The organism is Pseudomonas sp. GW821-FHT04C07 (assembly GCF_059420325.1).
This window is the reverse complement of sequence record NZ_JBWKTM010000019.1, coordinates 60,789-77,641: the sequence shown is the minus strand read 5'-3', so window position 1 is coordinate 77,641 and position 16,853 is coordinate 60,789. Positions and strand designations below refer to the sequence as shown.

At 58.4% G+C, this 16,853-nt stretch carries 16 protein-coding genes and 1 other RNA gene; 7 read left to right on the top strand and 10 right to left on the bottom strand.

The annotated features are described in order from the left end of the window. The first annotated feature begins 89 nt into the window (after window positions 1-89). On the top strand, window positions 90-1,409 hold the full coding sequence (locus AC07UI_RS27095) for an outer membrane protein transport protein (RefSeq protein ID WP_494995369.1): 1,320 nt from the start codon (window positions 90-92) through the stop codon (window positions 1,407-1,409). Window positions 1,410-1,886: 477 nt separating this feature from the next. On the opposite strand, the gene ssrA is transcribed toward AC07UI_RS27095, so the two are convergent. The 7 genes from ssrA to AC07UI_RS27060 all read right to left on the bottom strand — a co-directional run bounded on the left by ssrA (window position 1,887) and on the right by AC07UI_RS27060 (window position 10,434). Next, window positions 1,887-2,280: a transfer-messenger RNA gene (gene ssrA / locus AC07UI_RS27090) on the bottom strand. A 116-nt stretch (window positions 2,281-2,396) separates the two neighbouring features. Further along, entirely contained in the window at window positions 2,397-2,672 is a 276-nt protein-coding gene (locus AC07UI_RS27085; protein ID WP_494995368.1) for a PA2433 domain-containing protein, read from the bottom strand. A gap of 165 nt (window positions 2,673-2,837) precedes the next feature. Further along, on the bottom strand, window positions 2,838-5,648 hold the full coding sequence (locus AC07UI_RS27080) for an FAD-binding and (Fe-S)-binding domain-containing protein (protein WP_494995367.1): 2,811 nt from the start codon (window positions 5,646-5,648) through the stop codon (window positions 2,838-2,840). Next, on the bottom strand, window positions 5,645-6,316 hold the full coding sequence (locus tag AC07UI_RS27075; protein ID WP_494995366.1) for a LutC/YkgG family protein: 672 nt from the start codon (window positions 6,314-6,316) through the stop codon (window positions 5,645-5,647). Before AC07UI_RS27075 ends, AC07UI_RS27080 begins: the two co-directional genes overlap by 4 nt. Further along, complete coding sequence (locus AC07UI_RS27070; RefSeq protein ID WP_494995365.1) at window positions 6,316-7,782, bottom strand: LutB/LldF family L-lactate oxidation iron-sulfur protein; 1,467 nt, start codon at window positions 7,780-7,782, stop codon at window positions 6,316-6,318. The genes AC07UI_RS27075 and AC07UI_RS27070 overlap by 1 nt, the downstream gene beginning before the upstream one ends. Continuing rightward, window positions 7,779-8,603, bottom strand: coding sequence for a (Fe-S)-binding protein (locus tag AC07UI_RS27065; RefSeq protein ID WP_494995364.1), 825 nt, complete (start codon window positions 8,601-8,603; stop codon window positions 7,779-7,781). Before AC07UI_RS27065 ends, AC07UI_RS27070 begins: the two co-directional genes overlap by 4 nt. A gap of 142 nt (window positions 8,604-8,745) precedes the next feature. Further along, on the bottom strand, window positions 8,746-10,434 hold the full coding sequence (locus tag AC07UI_RS27060; RefSeq protein WP_494995363.1) for a lactate permease LctP family transporter: 1,689 nt from the start codon (window positions 10,432-10,434) through the stop codon (window positions 8,746-8,748). A gap of 261 nt (window positions 10,435-10,695) precedes the next feature. Here AC07UI_RS27060 and AC07UI_RS27055 point away from each other — a divergent pair, with 261 nt between their 5' ends. After that, window positions 10,696-11,463: an FCD domain-containing protein gene (locus tag AC07UI_RS27055; protein ID WP_494995362.1), complete on the top strand. Its 768-nt coding sequence runs from the start codon at window positions 10,696-10,698 to the stop codon at window positions 11,461-11,463. Window positions 11,464-11,592: 129 nt separating this feature from the next. On the opposite strand, the gene smpB is transcribed toward AC07UI_RS27055, so the two are convergent. Then, entirely contained in the window at window positions 11,593-12,075 is a 483-nt protein-coding gene (smpB, locus tag AC07UI_RS27050) for an SsrA-binding protein SmpB (RefSeq protein ID WP_494995361.1), read from the bottom strand. Between the two features lie 67 nt (window positions 12,076-12,142). Here smpB and AC07UI_RS27045 point away from each other — a divergent pair, with 67 nt between their 5' ends. The 3 genes from AC07UI_RS27045 to AC07UI_RS27035 are packed head-to-tail and all read left to right on the top strand — an operon-like array spanning window position 12,143 to window position 13,120. After that, a complete protein-coding gene (locus tag AC07UI_RS27045) occupies window positions 12,143-12,382 on the top strand; it encodes a hypothetical protein (RefSeq protein ID WP_494995392.1) in 240 nt (79 codons plus the stop codon). Beyond that, window positions 12,379-12,813 (top strand): type II toxin-antitoxin system RatA family toxin, encoded by a 435-nt coding sequence (locus AC07UI_RS27040; protein WP_419118805.1) that lies wholly within the window; start codon window positions 12,379-12,381, stop codon window positions 12,811-12,813. Before AC07UI_RS27045 ends, AC07UI_RS27040 begins: the two co-directional genes overlap by 4 nt. Further along, entirely contained in the window at window positions 12,806-13,120 is a 315-nt protein-coding gene (locus tag AC07UI_RS27035) for an RnfH family protein (protein WP_494995360.1), read from the top strand. The genes AC07UI_RS27040 and AC07UI_RS27035 overlap by 8 nt, the downstream gene beginning before the upstream one ends. Window positions 13,121-13,181: 61 nt before the next feature. Here AC07UI_RS27035 and AC07UI_RS27030 read toward each other — a convergent pair whose 3' ends face one another. Next, the gene (locus AC07UI_RS27030) at window positions 13,182-13,718 is read right to left on the bottom strand and encodes an outer membrane protein assembly factor BamE (protein WP_494995359.1); all 537 of its coding nucleotides are present in this window, start codon (window positions 13,716-13,718) and stop codon (window positions 13,182-13,184) included. A gap of 98 nt (window positions 13,719-13,816) precedes the next feature. Here AC07UI_RS27030 and fur point away from each other — a divergent pair, with 98 nt between their 5' ends. Continuing rightward, complete coding sequence (gene fur, locus AC07UI_RS27025) at window positions 13,817-14,221, top strand: ferric iron uptake transcriptional regulator (RefSeq protein WP_150641005.1); 405 nt, start codon at window positions 13,817-13,819, stop codon at window positions 14,219-14,221. A gap of 69 nt (window positions 14,222-14,290) precedes the next feature. On the opposite strand, the gene recN is transcribed toward fur, so the two are convergent. After that, a complete protein-coding gene (gene recN / locus AC07UI_RS27020) occupies window positions 14,291-15,964 on the bottom strand; it encodes a DNA repair protein RecN (RefSeq protein ID WP_494995358.1) in 1,674 nt (557 codons plus the stop codon). A 251-nt stretch (window positions 15,965-16,215) separates the two neighbouring features. Between recN and grpE the strand changes: the two genes are divergently transcribed. Further along, window positions 16,216-16,782, top strand: coding sequence for a nucleotide exchange factor GrpE (gene grpE / locus AC07UI_RS27015; RefSeq protein WP_494995357.1), 567 nt, complete (start codon window positions 16,216-16,218; stop codon window positions 16,780-16,782). Window positions 16,783-16,853 lie beyond the last annotated feature (71 nt).

Sequence of the window (16,853 nt, the reverse complement as noted above, 5' to 3'; positions counted from 1 at the left end):
GATCAACTCCAACCGGCACTGACAAGTGCACAGGAAGGCGAAGCCTTGCCTGCGTGCAATCAACAAAAACAATAAATAAGAGGTGGAATATGAAACTGAATAGCCGTGCGATCCCGTGTCTCTCTGCTCAGCGAAAGTGTGCTGCGTGGATTAAGTTCACCAGTACCATGGCACTACTCAGCGCCTCTACAATTGCAGGAGCCAATGGCATTGCCCTTAACGAACAAAGTGCCAGCAGTGCGGGAACTGCTTATGCGGGAAGGTCGTCATCCGCGCTGGACGCCAGCACCATCTACGGAAACCCTGCAGGTTTGACCAAGTTGCAGCGCAGTGAAATTTCCGGCGGGGCCGCGGTCGTCTCGGTGAGCAACGACATCAGTGATGCGCAGAGCAGAGTTGCAGGAACAAGTAAGGGGAACTCGGTACCTTTGGGGGTAGTGCCCTTCTTCTATATGTCGACGCCGCTTGATGATCGTCTTTCGATTGGTCTTGGCCTCTATGCTCCGAGTGGACTGATCAATGACTACGAGAGCACTTTTCAGGGCCGCTACCATGGTTCCTATAGCTCGACCAAGGAGGTGACCCTGCAGCCCACCATTGCCTATCGGATCAATGATTACTTGTCCATTGGTGGCGGACCGACCATAAACCATTTCGATGCAAAACTTGAGAACTACTTGGCCACCGGCGCCCTGAACAACGGCCAGGACACACGGGTCACCATCAAGGGCGATGACACGGCATTGGGCTACAACGTCGGCCTCTTGGTCGACTTGAGTGATGCAACGAGTTGGGGGATTAACTATCACTCGAAGGTGAGCTATCAACTCAAAGGGCATACTACGGTTTCCGGCTCCCCGGCTGTTCTCCCGGTGGACGGAAGTTATCCCGCCAAGATAGCTATTGTTATGCCCGAATCAGTGGATACGTCCATCACCCATCATTTCGATAGTCGCTGGACCGGATACCTGGGGGCCACCTGGAAACGTTGGAGCCGGCTCGACAAGTTCGAAGCAATCAACAGCGATGTTTCCGCCGCTGGTCAGAGTGTCGGCCTGGGGAGTGTGGGCGAACCATTGAACTGGCACGACACTTGGTCCACCGCGGTTGGCGCATCCTATCAATTGACCCCGCAATGGCTGATGCGCGCAGGCTACGCCTATGATCCGTCGCCAGTAGGAAATGCCGATCGCAGCGTGCGCATTCCGGTTGGCAACCGCCAAGCCGTGACCTTGGGCGGCGCTTATTTGCCGAATCCCGATCTGACGATAGACTTCGCTTATGGTTATCTCTGGGATTCCAAAGTCTCGGTAAATCAGCGGAACACCTCCGGTCTTCAACCTGCATACAGTGCCAGTTACGAAAACAGTGCGAATGGAATTTCAGTGCAGGCAACATATCGGTACTAATCGACACGACACCCCTTTTTAAGGGAGCCCATTTTCGCAAGCCTTCCTGAAGGTTCACCTTTAATTGATAGGCAACATCCCAACTGGGGTCGTGGTGCAGTTTCGCCTGTCAATCAGTACCAACTGCCGCGAACACTTTCGCGGTAGTTGGTGGGTTGTCGGCAACAACCCATTCGAGAATGTGCCGGTCGATTTGCAGGTACCGTCACCTTCAATGAATCGCTTCATGATCGCCCCCTGCGAAAGATACTCAAGGGTAAGAGACGGTTGTTGGCCCAGCTCTGCCAGTCGTCACCGGTGCTTTTGGCCAGAGCGCAACGGACCGCCGACGCAAGTAAACGTCAGCGGCTTGTGTTGGCGACGATGGATGCCAGCCGTACGGGCCTCTTCGCGGGCAAGCCTCGCTCCTGTACGGGGATCACCTAAACCCCAGATGCAACGAAGCCCGCACAAGGCGGGCTTCGTTGGTGCTTCGTTTGGTGGAGCCGGGGGGATTTGAACCCCCGTCCGCCAGTACTCCGCTGTCGGTACTACATGCGTAGCCGTGTCTATTAAGTTAACCCTCAGCGACCCGACGGGCAGGGTGCTTTGGGCGAGTTGTGTAAGTTTTAGCCGCTTCGTCCACAACGTACTGCACGGCGATTCTGTTCTATATGACAATCACTTTGGGTTTACAGACATCCCCTGATGATTGCTGGCACCGAAGTGACCAGGAGGGAAGGGCTAAGGCTGCTTACGCAGCGAGAGCGTATTCCCCGTAGGTTTCGTCATTGGCAACTATAAGTAGTTGCAACAGTGGATTTACGAGTTCTGTTACCAACTCGGCATGCACCTAGAGTTTCGCAACCGGCGTCGAATCCTAAACGGCCCCGAACCTGCTGTGCATAACCAGCAGGTAGGTGCAGTGTACGCCAATGCGCGCGGCGAGTCGACCTTCTGTCTGCGCCTGTGCGTCAGGGCCTGCTCTGGATTGGCTCTGGCCCGGCCCTATTGGCCATTCGTGTGACTTTGAATGTCCTGGAGCGCCTGCTGCGCCAGGGAAACACACTCTTTGTCATTGTTTGCGTTGTGGGCGGCCTTGGCTTGTTCGGTTTTGGTGACGACGACACCTTTGGTGGCAGCGTCCAGCGTGGTAGTGCTGGCCAGCTTGTTATTGACTGCTTGAAGGTTCATCACACATTGATCGCTATCGTTTGAAGCGAATGCCGGCGAGGCCAGCATTGTTGCGGTGATGAGCAGTCCAGCCAGGGCAGAACGCTTCATGGGTATCTCCTGGAACAGATGGTCTTTGAGCCACACTCGTTGAGGCTTAACACATGGACTGTGGCGGCGTGTAAGGGTTCTGTTTTGCTTGCGATGAGGTGAAGATTTTTCCGGGGAGCGGGTACGAAAAAGGGGCAAAAATGCCCCTTTTTCAGTGCCTCGCTTTCAGACCGCTCTGGCCTGGGTGACCCGGTCCACGAGGTAGACCAGCCCATGATAATCGATCCCGCCATGCAGGCTCAGGCCAATTTCACAGGTGCGGCTGGTGGAGATGCCTTCGCTGCAATACCGCACCGCATCCTTCAATGTGCGTAGTGAATGAGCATTCAACTCTGGCGTGGTAAAGCCCTTGTCGCCGGCAAAACCACAGCAGTGTATGCCTTCGGGAATGACCACGTTGTTGCTGCAACGGCGGGCCAGATCGATCAGCGCCTGGCTTTCCCCAAGGTGTTGAGTACTGCACGTGACATGCACCGCGATGGGTTCTTCCTGAGGCGTGAAGTCGAGCCTGTCCATCAAGTGCGTGCGGATAAAACGCACCGGGTCGTAGAGGTCCAGCCGTACATCGCCGAGGTCTTGCACCAGGCGCAAGGTGCAGGGGCTGGTGTCGCAGTAGATCGGATCGAGCCCGCCGCGACTGGCGTGCAGCAGAGCGCCGATCAGTTCCTGACGCTTGTGTTCGGCTTGTTCGGTGTAGCCTTTGGAGGCGAACGGCTGACCGCAGCAAAGGTTGTCCTGATTGTCCGGGAACACTACTTGGTAACCGGCCTTTTCCAGCAGGCTGCGGGTCTTTTCGTAGAGCGATATCTGCTCTTTATCGCCCGCCGCTGGCCCCATGATTCGAGACACGCAGGCGGCCAGGTACACAACACGCGGACGTTGATCCGTCACTGGCGGACTGAAGCGAATCGCCCGTTCCGGTTGCGGCATGGCGTTGGTCCATTGCGGGACTTTGCCTTTGGACAGTTTGCTCAGCGCAGCAGACATCTTCGCCAGCCGCGGCGCACCCAGCAACCTGCGTGCACCGTTGGCGGCGTGCAGAGTGAAGCGGGCACTTTGCAGCGCAGTCTTGAAGTTCGTCGCCAGCCATTCGGCGGTTTTGGTGTGGTTAGCGCTGCGGCCGCGCAGCTTCTTCACCAGTTCGCCGGTGTTGATTCCCACCGGGCAACGTTGCGCGCACAGACCGGTGGCGGCACAGGTGTCGATGCCCTGATATTGGTAGGCCTCCTCCAGCTCCGAGGTATCAATGCCAGCGCGTTTTTTCGCCTGGATATCACGCCAGATCACGATGCGCTGGCGTGGGCTCAGGGTCAGGCCTTTCGAGGGGCAGACCGGTTCGCAGAAACCGCACTCGATGCACTTATCCACAATCTCGTCGGCGGCGGGCAGCGGCTTGAGGTGCTTGAGGTGGATTTGTGGATCTTCGCTGAGCACCACGTCCGGGTTGAGAATCCCGTGCGGATCGAGCAAGCGTTTGAGCTGCCACATCAGTTGGTAGGCGTCGCTGCCCCATTCCAGTTCAACGAACGGTGCCATGTTGCGCCCGGTGCCGTGTTCGGCTTTCAACGAACCGCCGAACTCCACCGCCACCAGTTGCGCGACGTCGTCCATGAAGGCCTGGTAGCGCGCGACTTCTTCGGCGCTGTTGAAGCCCTGGGTGAAGACGAAGTGCAGATTGCCTTCCAGCGCGTGGCCGAACAGGATCGCTTCGTCATAGTGATGCTTGTCGAGCAGCTCGATCAAACGGTTCACGCCGATGGCCAGTTGTTCCACCGGGAAGGTCACGTCTTCAATGATCACCGTGGTGCCGGTTTTGCGCACCGCGCCGACCGCAGGGAAGGTGTCTTTGCGGATCGCCCAGAGTTTGGCGTTTTCCACAGGGTCTTCGGTGAAGTCGACCTGCTTTTCCACCGGGAATGAGGCCAGCGAGGCCATGATCTGCGCCAGTTGCTCCTGCAGCAGCGTTGAGGTGGCGGCGCGGGATTCGATCAGCAAGGCGCAGGCGTTGGCGGACAATTGCTGAACGAATGCTGGCATTCCGGGTTTGTCCTGCACCGAGCGCAGGCTGCGACGGTCCAGCAGTTCGACGGCCGAGACCGGTTGGCTTTTGAGTACGGTGACGGCGTTGCAGCAGGTCTCGACATCAGGGAACACGATCAGTGCCGAGGCTTTGTTCGGATGGTCGATGACCGTGTCGTAGGTCACCGCGCTGATGAACCCGAGCGTGCCTTCGGAGCCCACCAGCAAGTGGCTGAGAATATCCAGCGGCTCATCGAAATCCACCAGGGCGTTGAGCGACAGGCCGGTGGTGTTTTTCAGGCGATATTTGTGGCGGATTTTCGCGGCCAGTTCGGTGTTGGCGCGAGTCTCGCGGCTGAGGGTCGCCAGCCGTTCCAGCAGCTCGGCATGACTGTCACGGAAGGCCGCAACGCTGTGGGCGTCTTCGGTATCGAGACAGCTGCCATCGGCCAGCACCAGACGAATGCCGGCCAGGGTGTGATAGGTGTTTTGCGCGGTGCCGCAGCACATGCCGCTGGCGTTGTTGGCGACGATGCCGCCAATCTTGCAGGCGTTGATCGAGGCCGGGTCCGGGCCGATCTTGCGTCCGAACGGCGCCAGCCAGGCATTCGCTTGCGCGCCGATGACGCCCGGTTGCAGACGGATCTGCGTGCCCTGGCCGCGAATCTCTTTGCCGCCCCAGGTGTCTGCGAGGACGATCAGCACCGAGTCGCTGATGGCCTGGCCGGACAGGCTGGTGCCCGCCGCGCGGAAGGTCACCGGTACCTGGTCGCGCTGGGCCAGTTTCAGCAGGGCGACCACCTCGTCTTCAGACTCGACGCGGATCACCAGTTTGGGGATCAGTCGATAGAAGCTGGCGTCGGTGCCGAACGCGAGTGTCGAGAGCGGATCATCGAAACGCCGATCTTGAGGAATCAGTAGCTGTGCATCACGCACAAAAGCGGCTGGCAGACTCATTGGTCCTCCAGGATCAGTACCACCAGGTCTTTCGGGCCATGGGCGCCGTAAGCCAGTACTTGTTCGATGTCGGCGGTCTTCGACGGGCCGGACACCAGCAGGGCGTTGGTCGGCATGCCTTGGGCCCATTCGAATTGCTGCTGCACCTGATAGAAGTTGTTATGGATTTCGCTGGCCTTGAGCAGGGCGAAATGCACCGGTGGCACCAGGCTCATCAAGCGGGGTTCTTCGCGGGTCGGCCAGATGATCAGGCTGCCGGTGGCGGCGATGGCACCGAGGGTGGTGGTGAGGCTGGCCGGAGTGTCGTTGAACAGCTCGGCTTTCCATTCTTCCACGGGACGGTCATAGGCTTTGAGCGTCGAGGGCTGCGGCTTGCTCGCCCAGTGCTCGGTCACACGCTTGCCGTGTGGCGTCGTCGGCGCGATCAACAGGCTTGGTAGTTGGCGGTCACGCAAAAGTTGCGCGAGCAGCTCGGGCCACGCCTGTTCGGACGTCAGGTGGATTTCGGTGTGCACCGCTTCCATCTGTTTGCGCAGTTGGGCGATGCGTTGTTCTGGTGGATAAGTCCACGGCTCGGTCACCAGCGCTTCGTCGAAGTTGTCGGCCAGCGGCGTGGTGCCGGTCAGGCTTTTGCGCAGTTTGTTGAGGATGTTCTGTTTGGCGCTCATCAACGATCTCCCTGTTTGGCCAGGTGCTCGCGGGCCATGTCGTGCAGTGAACGGGCGGCAGGCTTGGGTGCGCTGTGGTTTTGCGTCCAGGGGCCGACATTGCTCGGTGTGAGGGCGCGCAGGCGGGTGGCGAAGAAGCCAAACAGTCGGTACAGCGTCGGCGAACTGTTGAGCCGCGCCCAGGTGTTCCAGATGAAGCGCTCTTTGCGCGAGTACTTGCTGCCTTGGCCGCGCATCACTTGATTTGGGCTGTCGGGGGCTTTGACGTTTTCTTCGCGCAGGCGGCGCAGTAATGCCGGGATTGGAATCTTCACCGGGCAGACTTCACCGCAAGCACCACACAGCGATGAGGCACTCGGATGATCGGGGACTTTCGCCAGACCGACCATGTGCGGGGTGATGATTTTGCCGATCGGGCCGGGGTAGACCTCGCCGTAGGCATGGCCGCCGATGCGGGTGTAAACCGGACAATGGTTCATGCAGGCGCCGCAGCGGATGCAGTTCAGGGTCTGACGCAATTCGCTGTCGGCAAAGGCCTGACTGCGGCCGTTGTCCAGCAACACCAAATGCACTTCTTGCGGACCGTCGAGCTCATGGGCTTTGCGCGGGCCGGAGATCATGTTGACGTAAGTAGTAATCGGCTGGCCGAGGGCCGATCGGGTCAGCAGCGAGAGCAGGGGAACCACGTCGCGCAGGTTCTCGACGACTTTCTCGATCCCGGTGACGGCGATGTGCACGGGCGGAACGGTGGTCGACATGCGGCCGTTGCCTTCGTTCTCGACCAGCAGCAGGGTGCCGGTTTCGGCCACGGCGAAGTTGACGCCGGAGACACCGATGTCCGCCTCGAAAAATTTCTGCCGCAAGACCTTACGACCGATCTGAATAAGTTGGTCAACGTCCTTGGTGTACTCCACGCCAAGTTTGTCGTGGAACAAGGACGCGACCTGACCGGCATTCTTGTGGATCGCCGGCATAATGATGTGTGAAGGCTTCTCGTGGTCGAGCTGGACGATAAATTCGCCCATGTCCGACTCCAGGCATTCAATGCCTTGAGCCGCGAGGACATGGTTCATTTCCATCTCTTCGCTGACCATCGATTTGCCCTTGATCACTTGCCGCGCCTCGTGAGCCCGGATGATCGAGAGGACGAGGTCATTGGCCTCGTCCACCGTTTCCGCCCAGTGCACTGTCACACCGTTGCGAGTCAGGTTCTGTTCAAGCTGCTCGAGCAGGTCGGGCAACCTGGATAACGCACGAGCGCGGACGGCATTGCCCAGCGCTCGCAAGTGTTCTCTTTCGTGGGCGTCGCTGAACGACGCCGCACGTTTGCTCATCAGTGAATCCATCGCATTGCGAAAGTTGTTTCGCAGTTGCGTGTCCCCCAACGCCTGGCGAGCCCGGGCGCGGAAATCTTCCTGCGTTTCTACGTGCTCCTGGTGAACAGGAATCAGCCTTGGCGTGCTCATCTCGCACCTCCGGTACGCTGCCAGAGGAAGCTGGCCAGATGCTGCCCGCGTAACGCTTCGTTCTGTTTTTCCAGCGAGCCGTTGATGTTCATCAAACAACCGCAGTCGGCACTCAGCACCTGGTGCGCGCCGGATTCCTTCAATGCACGGGTCTTGTCGGCGACCATCGCACCGGAGATGTCCGGCATTCGGACGCTGAAAGTCCCGCCAAAGCCACAGCATTCGCTTTCGTGGCTGTGTTCTACCCGTTCCACGTTGCTCAATTGCGCCAACAGCTCCCGGCCGTGCAGATGGGTGTTCATCTCACGACGCGCCGAGCACGAGGTGTGCAGCGCCACCTTGACCGGCTGGCCGCGGTCCTTGAGCTGCACCTTGCAGACGAACAACAGGAACTCGGCCAATTCGTAAGTCCGCGCCGCCAGGGCCTGAACCTGTTTCAAGGTGTCCGGCTCATCCTTGAACAAGTCGGCGTAGTGTTCACGCAACATTCCTGCGCAGGAGCCCGAAGGCACCACCACGGGATAGTCCCCGGCGAACAGCGCCAATTGCGCGCGCGCGACCTGCCGTGCCTGCTCGGTGTAACCCGAGGTGTAGGCCGGCTGCCCGCAGCAGCTTTGCCCTTGCGGATACTCGACACGAATGCCTTCGCGCTCGAGCAGGTGAATCGCGTCCATCCCGGCTTCGGGATAAAACAGGTCAACCACGCACGTTCCGAACAGATAAACCTTTTGCGGTTTCTCGCTCGGGTATTGGCGCGGTTCGGGCAGCGGCGGGGCGAGGCGGGTCGCGTTTGGCACTGCGTTGTAAAAAAGCTCGCTCATCAGGCGCGTCTCCGGGTGGTCCCGGTTATCTGTCTGGCGCAGCTGCTGAAATGTAGAGTGTGGAGCTTTCAGCAGCCTTGCAGACCGGGTTGTGAATAGCTGACGCCCAGGGCGTCGGTTTTTACCGTAATGCGTGTGGCTCTTAATGCACCAGCATGCCGGTGAACCAGTAAGCCTGAGCCAGGGTGATCAGGCCGACGATAGTGGCAAAGAATAGGCTGTGCTTGAGCGTGAAGCGGAACAAGTCGGATTCCTTGCCCACCAGACCGGTCGCGGCGCAGGCCACGGCGATCGATTGCGGCGAAATCATCTTGCCGGTTACGCCGCCGCTGGTGTTCGCCGCAACCAACAGGGTGTCGTTGACTCCGATCTGGTGCGCGGTGGTCGCTTGCAGGGAGCTGAACAGGGCGTTGGACGAGGTGTCCGAACCGGTCAGGAACACGCCCAGCCAGCCGAGGAACGGCGAGAAGAACGGGAATGCCGCACCGGTCGCGGCCAACACCAGGGCCATGGTCGACGACATGCCGGAGTAGTTGGTGACGAAGGCGAAGGCCAGCACCATGCCAATCGACAGAATCGGCCAGCGCAGCTCGTAGAAGGTTTCCTTGAAAGTGGTCAGACCAGTTTTAAGGTTGATCTTCAGGATCAGCATCGAGATCAGCGCGGAGAAGAAAATCGCCGTACCGGTCGCGGAAATCGGGTCGAGTTTGAACACCGCTGGAATCGCGGTCGGGGCGGCTACGATCGGGGCAGTCTTGATCACCAGTTGATCAAGGTGCGGGATCGCAAAGTTGAACACCCAGCTGTACATCGAACCGCCGGCGGCGAACATCGCCTTGAAGGGCTTGAGGGTCCAGATGGTCACCAGCGCGGTGAGGATCAGGAACGGCGACCAGGCCTTGAAAATCTCGCCAAGGCTGTAGGGCGAAGGCTGGGTCGTACGCGGTTGGCCGAAACCTCCGGCGCTTCTCACGGTTGCGGCACCGACGCTGGCGGTCGCTTCGGCGAACGAACGCTTGGGCTGCCAGACCTTGAGGAACAGGGTCAGAGAGACCAGGCTGACCAGTGCCGAGGTGATGTCCGGTAGCTCCGGGCCGATGAAGTTCGAGGTGAAGAACTGGGTCACGGCAAAGCTCAAACCCGCCACCAATGCTGCCGGCCAGGTTTCCTTGACGCCGCGCAGGCCGTCCATCATGAACACCAGCCAGAACGGCACGAACACCGACAACAGTGGCAGTTGGCGACCGGCCATGGCGCCGATCTTGACGGCATCGATACCGGTTACTTGCCCGGCCACGATGATCGGAATCCCCAGTGCGCCGAAGGCGACTGGCGCAGTGTTGGCGATCAGACACAGGCCGGCGGCATACAGCGGGTTGAAGCCCAGACCTACTAACAACGCCGCGGTAATGGCGACCGGTGCACCAAAACCGGCGGCACCTTCCAGGAACGCGCCGAAGCAGAAGCCGATCAGCAGCACTTGCAGGCGTTGGTCGTCGGTAATCGACAGCACCGAGCTGCGGATCACTTCGAACTGTCCGCTTTTGACCGTCAGCTTGTAGAGGAAAACCGCGGCGACGATGATCCAGGCGATAGGCCAGAGGCCGTAGGCAAATCCATAGCCCGCCGCTGCGAACGCCATGTCTACCGGCATCTGGAAAGCAAAGATCGCCACCAGGATAGCCAGAGCCAGGGTAATGCTCCCGGCGACGTGTCCTTTGAGGCGGAACACGGCCAAGGCCAGGAAGAAAAATACGATGGGGATAACTGCCGCGAGAGCAGACAAGCCGAGACTGCCGAGCGGGCTGTAGAGCTGTTGCCAGGTTTGCATATGGGATGGCCCCTAGTTGTTGTTGGTCAGGCACTGGTCAGCGTTCTTGGATAATTGGTAATACCAATTTACAATCGCTGTGGGCTAGGTTAAAAGCCTTATGAGTGGCGTGTCAATTTGTCGCCCTGAAACTTTTGTCGTAGGGGCTGCGCAAGTGCCTGCTGAGCAGCTCGATCAAGCGCTGTCTGGTAGGTGCTGGCTCGGCGCCAATAGGCCAGAATAGAGAGCCCGGCGAGTCGTCGGGATGGTGGGGAGTGAGTTATGGGGTTTGATCAGATTCGTCAGCGCCGTTTGTCTGACGATATTGTCGAGCAGCTCGAGGGGATGATCCTTGAGGGCACGCTGAAGTCGGGTGAGCGGCTTCCGGCCGAGCGGGCGCTGGCCGAGCAATTTGGTGTGTCCCGTCCTTCATTGCGCGAGGCGATCCAGAAGCTGACAGCCAAAGGGCTGCTGGTCAGCCGTCAGGGCGGTGGCAATTATGTGGTGGAATCGCTGGGTTCGACCTTCAGCGATCCGCTGTTGCATCTGTTGGAAAGCAATCCCGAAGCGCAACGCGATCTGCTGGAGTTCCGGCACACCCTCGAAGGGTCATGTGCTTACTACGCGGCATTGCGGGCGACCGAAGTCGATCGCGAACGATTGGCTGCGGCGTTCGACGAATTGCAGGACTGCTATTCGCGTTCTGATGAAGTGAGCCGGGCGGAAGAGGGCGCAGCTGACGCGAAATTCCACCTGGCGATTGCTGAGGCCAGTCATAACGCGGTGTTGCTGCACACCATTCGCGGTCTGTTCGATTTGCTCAAGCGCAATGTGGTGACCAACATCGGCGGCATGTACAAACAGCGCACCGAAACCCGCGACATGCTGATCAGTCAGCACCGGGAATTGTATCTGGCGATTATCGAAGGGCGAGCGGAGCAGGCGCGGGAAGTCTCCAGCCGACACATTTTGTATGTGCAAGAAGTGCTGGAAGAAGTGCGTCAGGAAGTGCAGCGCATGGCGCGGGCGGAGCGGCGTAAGGGGATGTAGGTTCGGCTCATGATCGTTCCCACGCGCCCGCGTGGGAATGCATCCCGTAACGCTGCGCGCCACAAAGCGGAAGCAGGGCGTCCATGGCGGCATTCCCACGCAGAACGTGGGAACGATCAGGTAAGGAGATTAATCTTCCTTACCCTTGGATCGCACTGCACGCTGCAATTCACGATCGGAATCGCGTTCGCGCTCGGTGTGACGCTTGTCGTATTCCTTCTTGCCCTTGCCCAGAGCGATCTCGCACTTGATCAAGTGCTTGCTCCAGTAAAGCGAGAGGCAGACGCAGGCGTAACCCTTTTGCTGCACGGCGGCAAACAGCTTTTCCAGCTCACGCTGGTTGAGCAGCAGTTTGCGACTGCGAGTAGGATCGGCGATGACATGCGTACTGGCGGTGGTCAGGGGAGAGATATGGCTACCGAGCAGCCAGGCCTCGCCATCCTTGAGCAGCACATAACTGTCGACCAGTTGTGCCTTGCCCGCACGCAAACTCTTTACTTCCCAGCCGGCCAGGACCATGCCAGCCTCGAACCGATGTTCGATGAAGTAATCGTGACGCGCCTTTTTGTTTTGCGCGATGGTCCCTGTTGGGTGTTTCTTCTGTTTAGCCATAGGGGCGGCATTATAGGGAGTTGCACGCGTGTCGGCTACGGTGAAGCTGCGTGCTTGAGCACGTTGAGTGAATCCCGGACAATGCGCCCTCTTTTTTGATCGGTTGGGCGTGTTAACGATGTCGACAGGCAAGGTTTCTGTCCACGGCGGATGGGCTAGTCGCTGGGACTCTATACTCGTTGCGACCGGCATCCGTCGCGGTTGGGTGACTTTCTGGCTGGCATTTATCTGCTGGTTCGTTGGTTTGGGGACGGTGTTCTCCTTCAATATCTGGCAACAAACAGCTGTGGAAGTGACGCTGACATGACGACACATATTCAACGTTCGGCCCTGCTGCCGTATCCGGCGCAAGCGCTCTATGACCTGGTCAATGATGTGGCGCGTTATCCGGAGTTTTTGCCTTGGTGCTCTTCTGCCGAGGTTCTGGAGGCCAGTGACGAGCATATGCGCGCCAGCCTTGCCGTCGCAAAGGGCGGGCTTAGCCAGCATTTCGTAACCAGCAACACCTTGGTCCCGGGGCATTCGATTGAGATGAATCTGGAAGAAGGCCCGTTCAATCAGCTACACGGTGTCTGGGTGTTCAAACCGTTGGGTGAGAAGGCCTGCAAGATCAGTCTTGATCTGGCCTTTGACTATGCCGGCCCGATTGTCCGGGCAACCTTGGGGCCGCTGTTCAACCAGGCCGCTAATACCCTGGTCGATGCTTTCTGCCAGCGCGCCAAGCAACTGCATGGTTGAGTCATTGATTGAGGTCGAGGTGGTGTATGCCGCTGTAGATCGTCAGGTGTTACTCAAGGTCGGTGTGCCGGCGGGTTCTACTGTGCGGGCGGTCCTGTTGCGTTCCGGGATCGGTGCGCAGTTTCCCGAGCTGGATCTGATGAATTGTCCGCTGGGGATTTTCGGCAAGGTGGTCGCCGATCCGGACAGTCGTGCGGTGCAGGCGGGGGATCGAATAGAAATTTATCGTCCGCTTCTGGCCGATCCCAAAGAGGTCCGCCGATTGCGTGCAGCCAAGGCCGCGCAAGTGAAAGCGCGGGACCAATAGCTTTTATTTTACGACAGGCAACAAAAAACCCGGCATGCCGGGCTTTGTTGTCTGTCGCAAATTATTGCGGCGAGGTTCCCAGTGGTTCTGGAGTCGGGACTGGAGTGGTTTCTACTTTGTCCACGTCCTTCTGGATCTGGTCCAGCAGGGAGCCCGGCTTGACCGGTTTTTCTGGTTTCTCTGGTTTCGGCTTCTCGGCGTTTTCCGCTGGAGCCGCCACCGTAGTGCCGCTGCTCTTGCCGAGAATGGCTTCGTCACGGCTTACGCCAGGCCTGAAATCACCTGAAAGGCTGACGAGCTGGTCGTTGGAATTGAAGATTACGCTGATACGTTCCTGTTGGCGTTCACCGCCGCCTGGCTGCAGGCTATACAGATAATCCCAGCGATCGGCGTGGAACGTGTCGGTCAGCAGAGGGTTGCCCATAATAAACCGTACTTGCCGACGGGTCATTCCCGGGCGTAACTGGTCTATCATGTCCTGTGTGACGACATTGCCCTGCTGGATGTCGATTTTGTAAACCCCGGGGAATGAACAACCGGCGAGTGCGAGCAGTCCCACGAAGGTGAAACTGGTTAGCAGGAGCTTGGTGTTTTGCATCGGTGGGCGACTTCCACTATCTTGGCTGGGACAACGTAAACCCCGATCATACCCGCATTAAGAGAAGCTGCGAAGCAGCATCCGCGAGAAAGCTGACCATGGTTGAAAATAGCGAACTACGTAAAGCCGGCCTTAAAGTGACCCTTCCACGGGTCAAAATTCTACAAATGCTCGATTCTGCCGAGCAGCGACACATGAGCGCCGAAGATGTTTACAAGGCGCTGATGGAAGCTGGCGAGGATGTCGGTCTGGCCACGGTTTACCGTGTTCTGACTCAGTTCGAAGCAGCTGGACTGGTGGTCCGTCATAATTTCGACGGCGGTCACGCGGTATTCGAGCTCGATGACGGCAAACATCACGACCATATGGTCAACGTTGAGACCAGCGAAGTGATCGAGTTCTTCGACGAAGAAATCGAAAAGCTTCAGAAGGCGATCGTTGAGAAGCATGGTTTCGAGATGGTGGATCACAATCTGGTGTTGTACGTACGCAAGAAAAAGTAAGCATGTCGCGTGGGAAACCGCGAAACGATCGAAGGCGACCCTAGGGTCGCCTTCGTGCTTTCTGCTGTCTTAGATTTTGGCGGTGACAACCATCTTTTTCGCGTGTGCCAGGGACTCCTTGGTGAGATCGATGCCACCCAGCATGCGCGCCACTTCTTCGACCCGTTCGGTTTTGCCCAGTCTGGATACAGCGGTGTGGGTGGCATCGCTGCCGCGTACTTTGTGCACGAAAAGGTGTTGATGGCCCTGGGCAGCCACTTGCGGCAAGTGGGTGACGGTCAGGACTTGCCCGCGCTCGCCCAGTCGGCGCAGCAGCTGGCCGACAATCTCGGCTGTCGGCCCGCCGATACCCACGTCCACTTCGTCGAACACCAGCGTCGGCACTCGGGACGTTTGCGCGGTAATCACCTGGATTGCCAGGCTGATGCGTGAAAGCTCACCACCTGACGCTACTTTGGCCAGCGCCTTGAGCGGTTGCCCGGGGTTGGCACTGACCAGTAGCTCCACCTGTTCCAGGCCATTAGGCAGTAGTTCATTGCTGGTGTTGGGGTGCAGCTCAATGGTGAAGCGTCCGCCGGGCATTCCCAGGCGCTGAATTTCAATTTCGACGGCGCTGGCCAGGCTCGTTGCAGCCTGATGGCGCAAATCGCTCAGCTCTCTGGCTTTCTCCTGATAATGCCGGGCGAATGACGCCAGCTCATCACTCAGTCGCTCGATGGATTCGTCGTTGGCGTTCAGTGTTTCGATCTCATCCAGCAGCTTTTGCTGCATGTCTGAGACTTCGGTGGGCTGGATACGGTGTTTGCGGGCCAGGGTGTAAATCGCATCGAGGCGCTCCTCGAGTTGTTGAAGGCGTGCCGGATCGGCGTCGAAGTGATCGAGAAACCGATTCAGTTCGCCAACGGCCTCTTCAACCTGAATCTGCGCGCTCGTCAGCAAATTGGTTGCCTCGCCCAAGGCGCCTGTTGAATTATTCACGCTCGACAGACGATTAAGGCTGGCCGTCAGGGCATTGAGGACATTTCCTGAATCGCTTTCACTGCACTGTTCGACAACTTGCCGGCAAATGCCCAGCAGGGTTTCGGCATTGGTCAGGTTTTTGTGTTCTTGTTCCAGCTGCTCCAGCTCATTCTCGCCAAGACCCAGGTTTTCCAGCTCTTCGAGTTGGTAGCTGAGTAGTTGATGCCGGGCACGCTGTTCATCGCCAGAATTGGAGAGATGCTCCAGTTCCTGTCGTGTCTGGCGCCAGCGTTGGGCGGCGAGCTGTACCTGGCGGGCCAGATCAGTGGCGCCAGCGTATTCGTCGAGCAGGCGACGATGGGTGTCGGTTTTCAGCAGGGACTGATGTTCATGCTGGCTGTGAATGTCGATCAGCAGCTCACCGAGGGCTTTCAGGTCGCCGAGCGGGCAGGGGCTGCCGTTGATGTAGCCGCGCGATCGCCCTTCGGCAGTGATTACCCGGCGTAGAATGCACGGGCCGTCGCTGTCGAGGTCGCGTTCGGCCAGCCATGCGCTGGCTTCTGGAATGTCCACCAGGTCGAAGGTCGCCAGAATATCGGCCTTGTCTGCGCCCGGGCGAACGACGCCGCTGTCGGCGCGATCACCCAGGGTCAGGCCCAGGGCGTCGAGCATGATCGACTTGCCGGCGCCGGTTTCGCCTGTGATTACGCTCATCCCGCGATCCAGTTCCAGATCGAGATGTTCAACGATGGCGTAGTTATGTACAGACAGGTGAACCAGCATAGAGGCCGCTCCCAGGCTTTAGGTGTGGATATTTATACAGTGTTTTGTTTCTGGCTGACAATGCCCTCCCTTAGCTTGATTTGTTTGAGTCGCGATGTTTTTTAGCGCACTCGGGAATTGTGATATCCGGGCTTTATGAAGGGTTAAGGGCTTTTGCCGCTCTGTCAGCCCTTGAAGCTGAAAATTGCGACCCCATATACCGGGGCAGAAGAGCGAGTCGAGCTCGCGGACGAAATTGAAAGGAGAAAACTATGGCTGACGAACAGACGCTGGATACGCAAAATCTAGACGCCGATCAGGCTCCCGAGGCTTCGGGTGATGACCTGGCGGCTCGTGTGCAACTGCTCGAAGAGCAACTGGCTGGCGCCCATGATCAGGCTTTGCGTGTTGCTGCCGATCTGCAGAACGTCCGCCGTCGCGCCGAGCAAGACGTGGAAAAAGCCCACAAGTTTGGCTTGGAAAGATTTGCTGGCGATCTGCTGCCGATCATCGACAGCCTCGAGCGTGGTCTGGAGATGTCCAACCCGGACGACGAAAGCATCCGTCCGATGCGCGAAGGGATCGAACTGACCCTGAAAATGTTCCAGGACACCCTGAAGCGTTATCAGTTGGAAGCGATTGATCCTGAAGGCGAGCCTTTCAATGCGGCACTTCATCAGGCGATGGCCATGCAGGAAAGCGCCGACGTCGAGCCAAACAGCGTGCTCAAGGTGTTTCAAAAGGGTTATCAGCTCAATGGTCGTTTGCTGCGTCCGGCCATGGTCGTGGTCAGCAAGGCGCCTGCGGCAGTTTCGCCTTCGATTGACGAGCAAGCTTGAAATTAGCCGCAAGGCCCCCATTTAGAAGTCAAACGTTTTAGTGCTACCGCAGTTAGCCACCACTGCTGCGG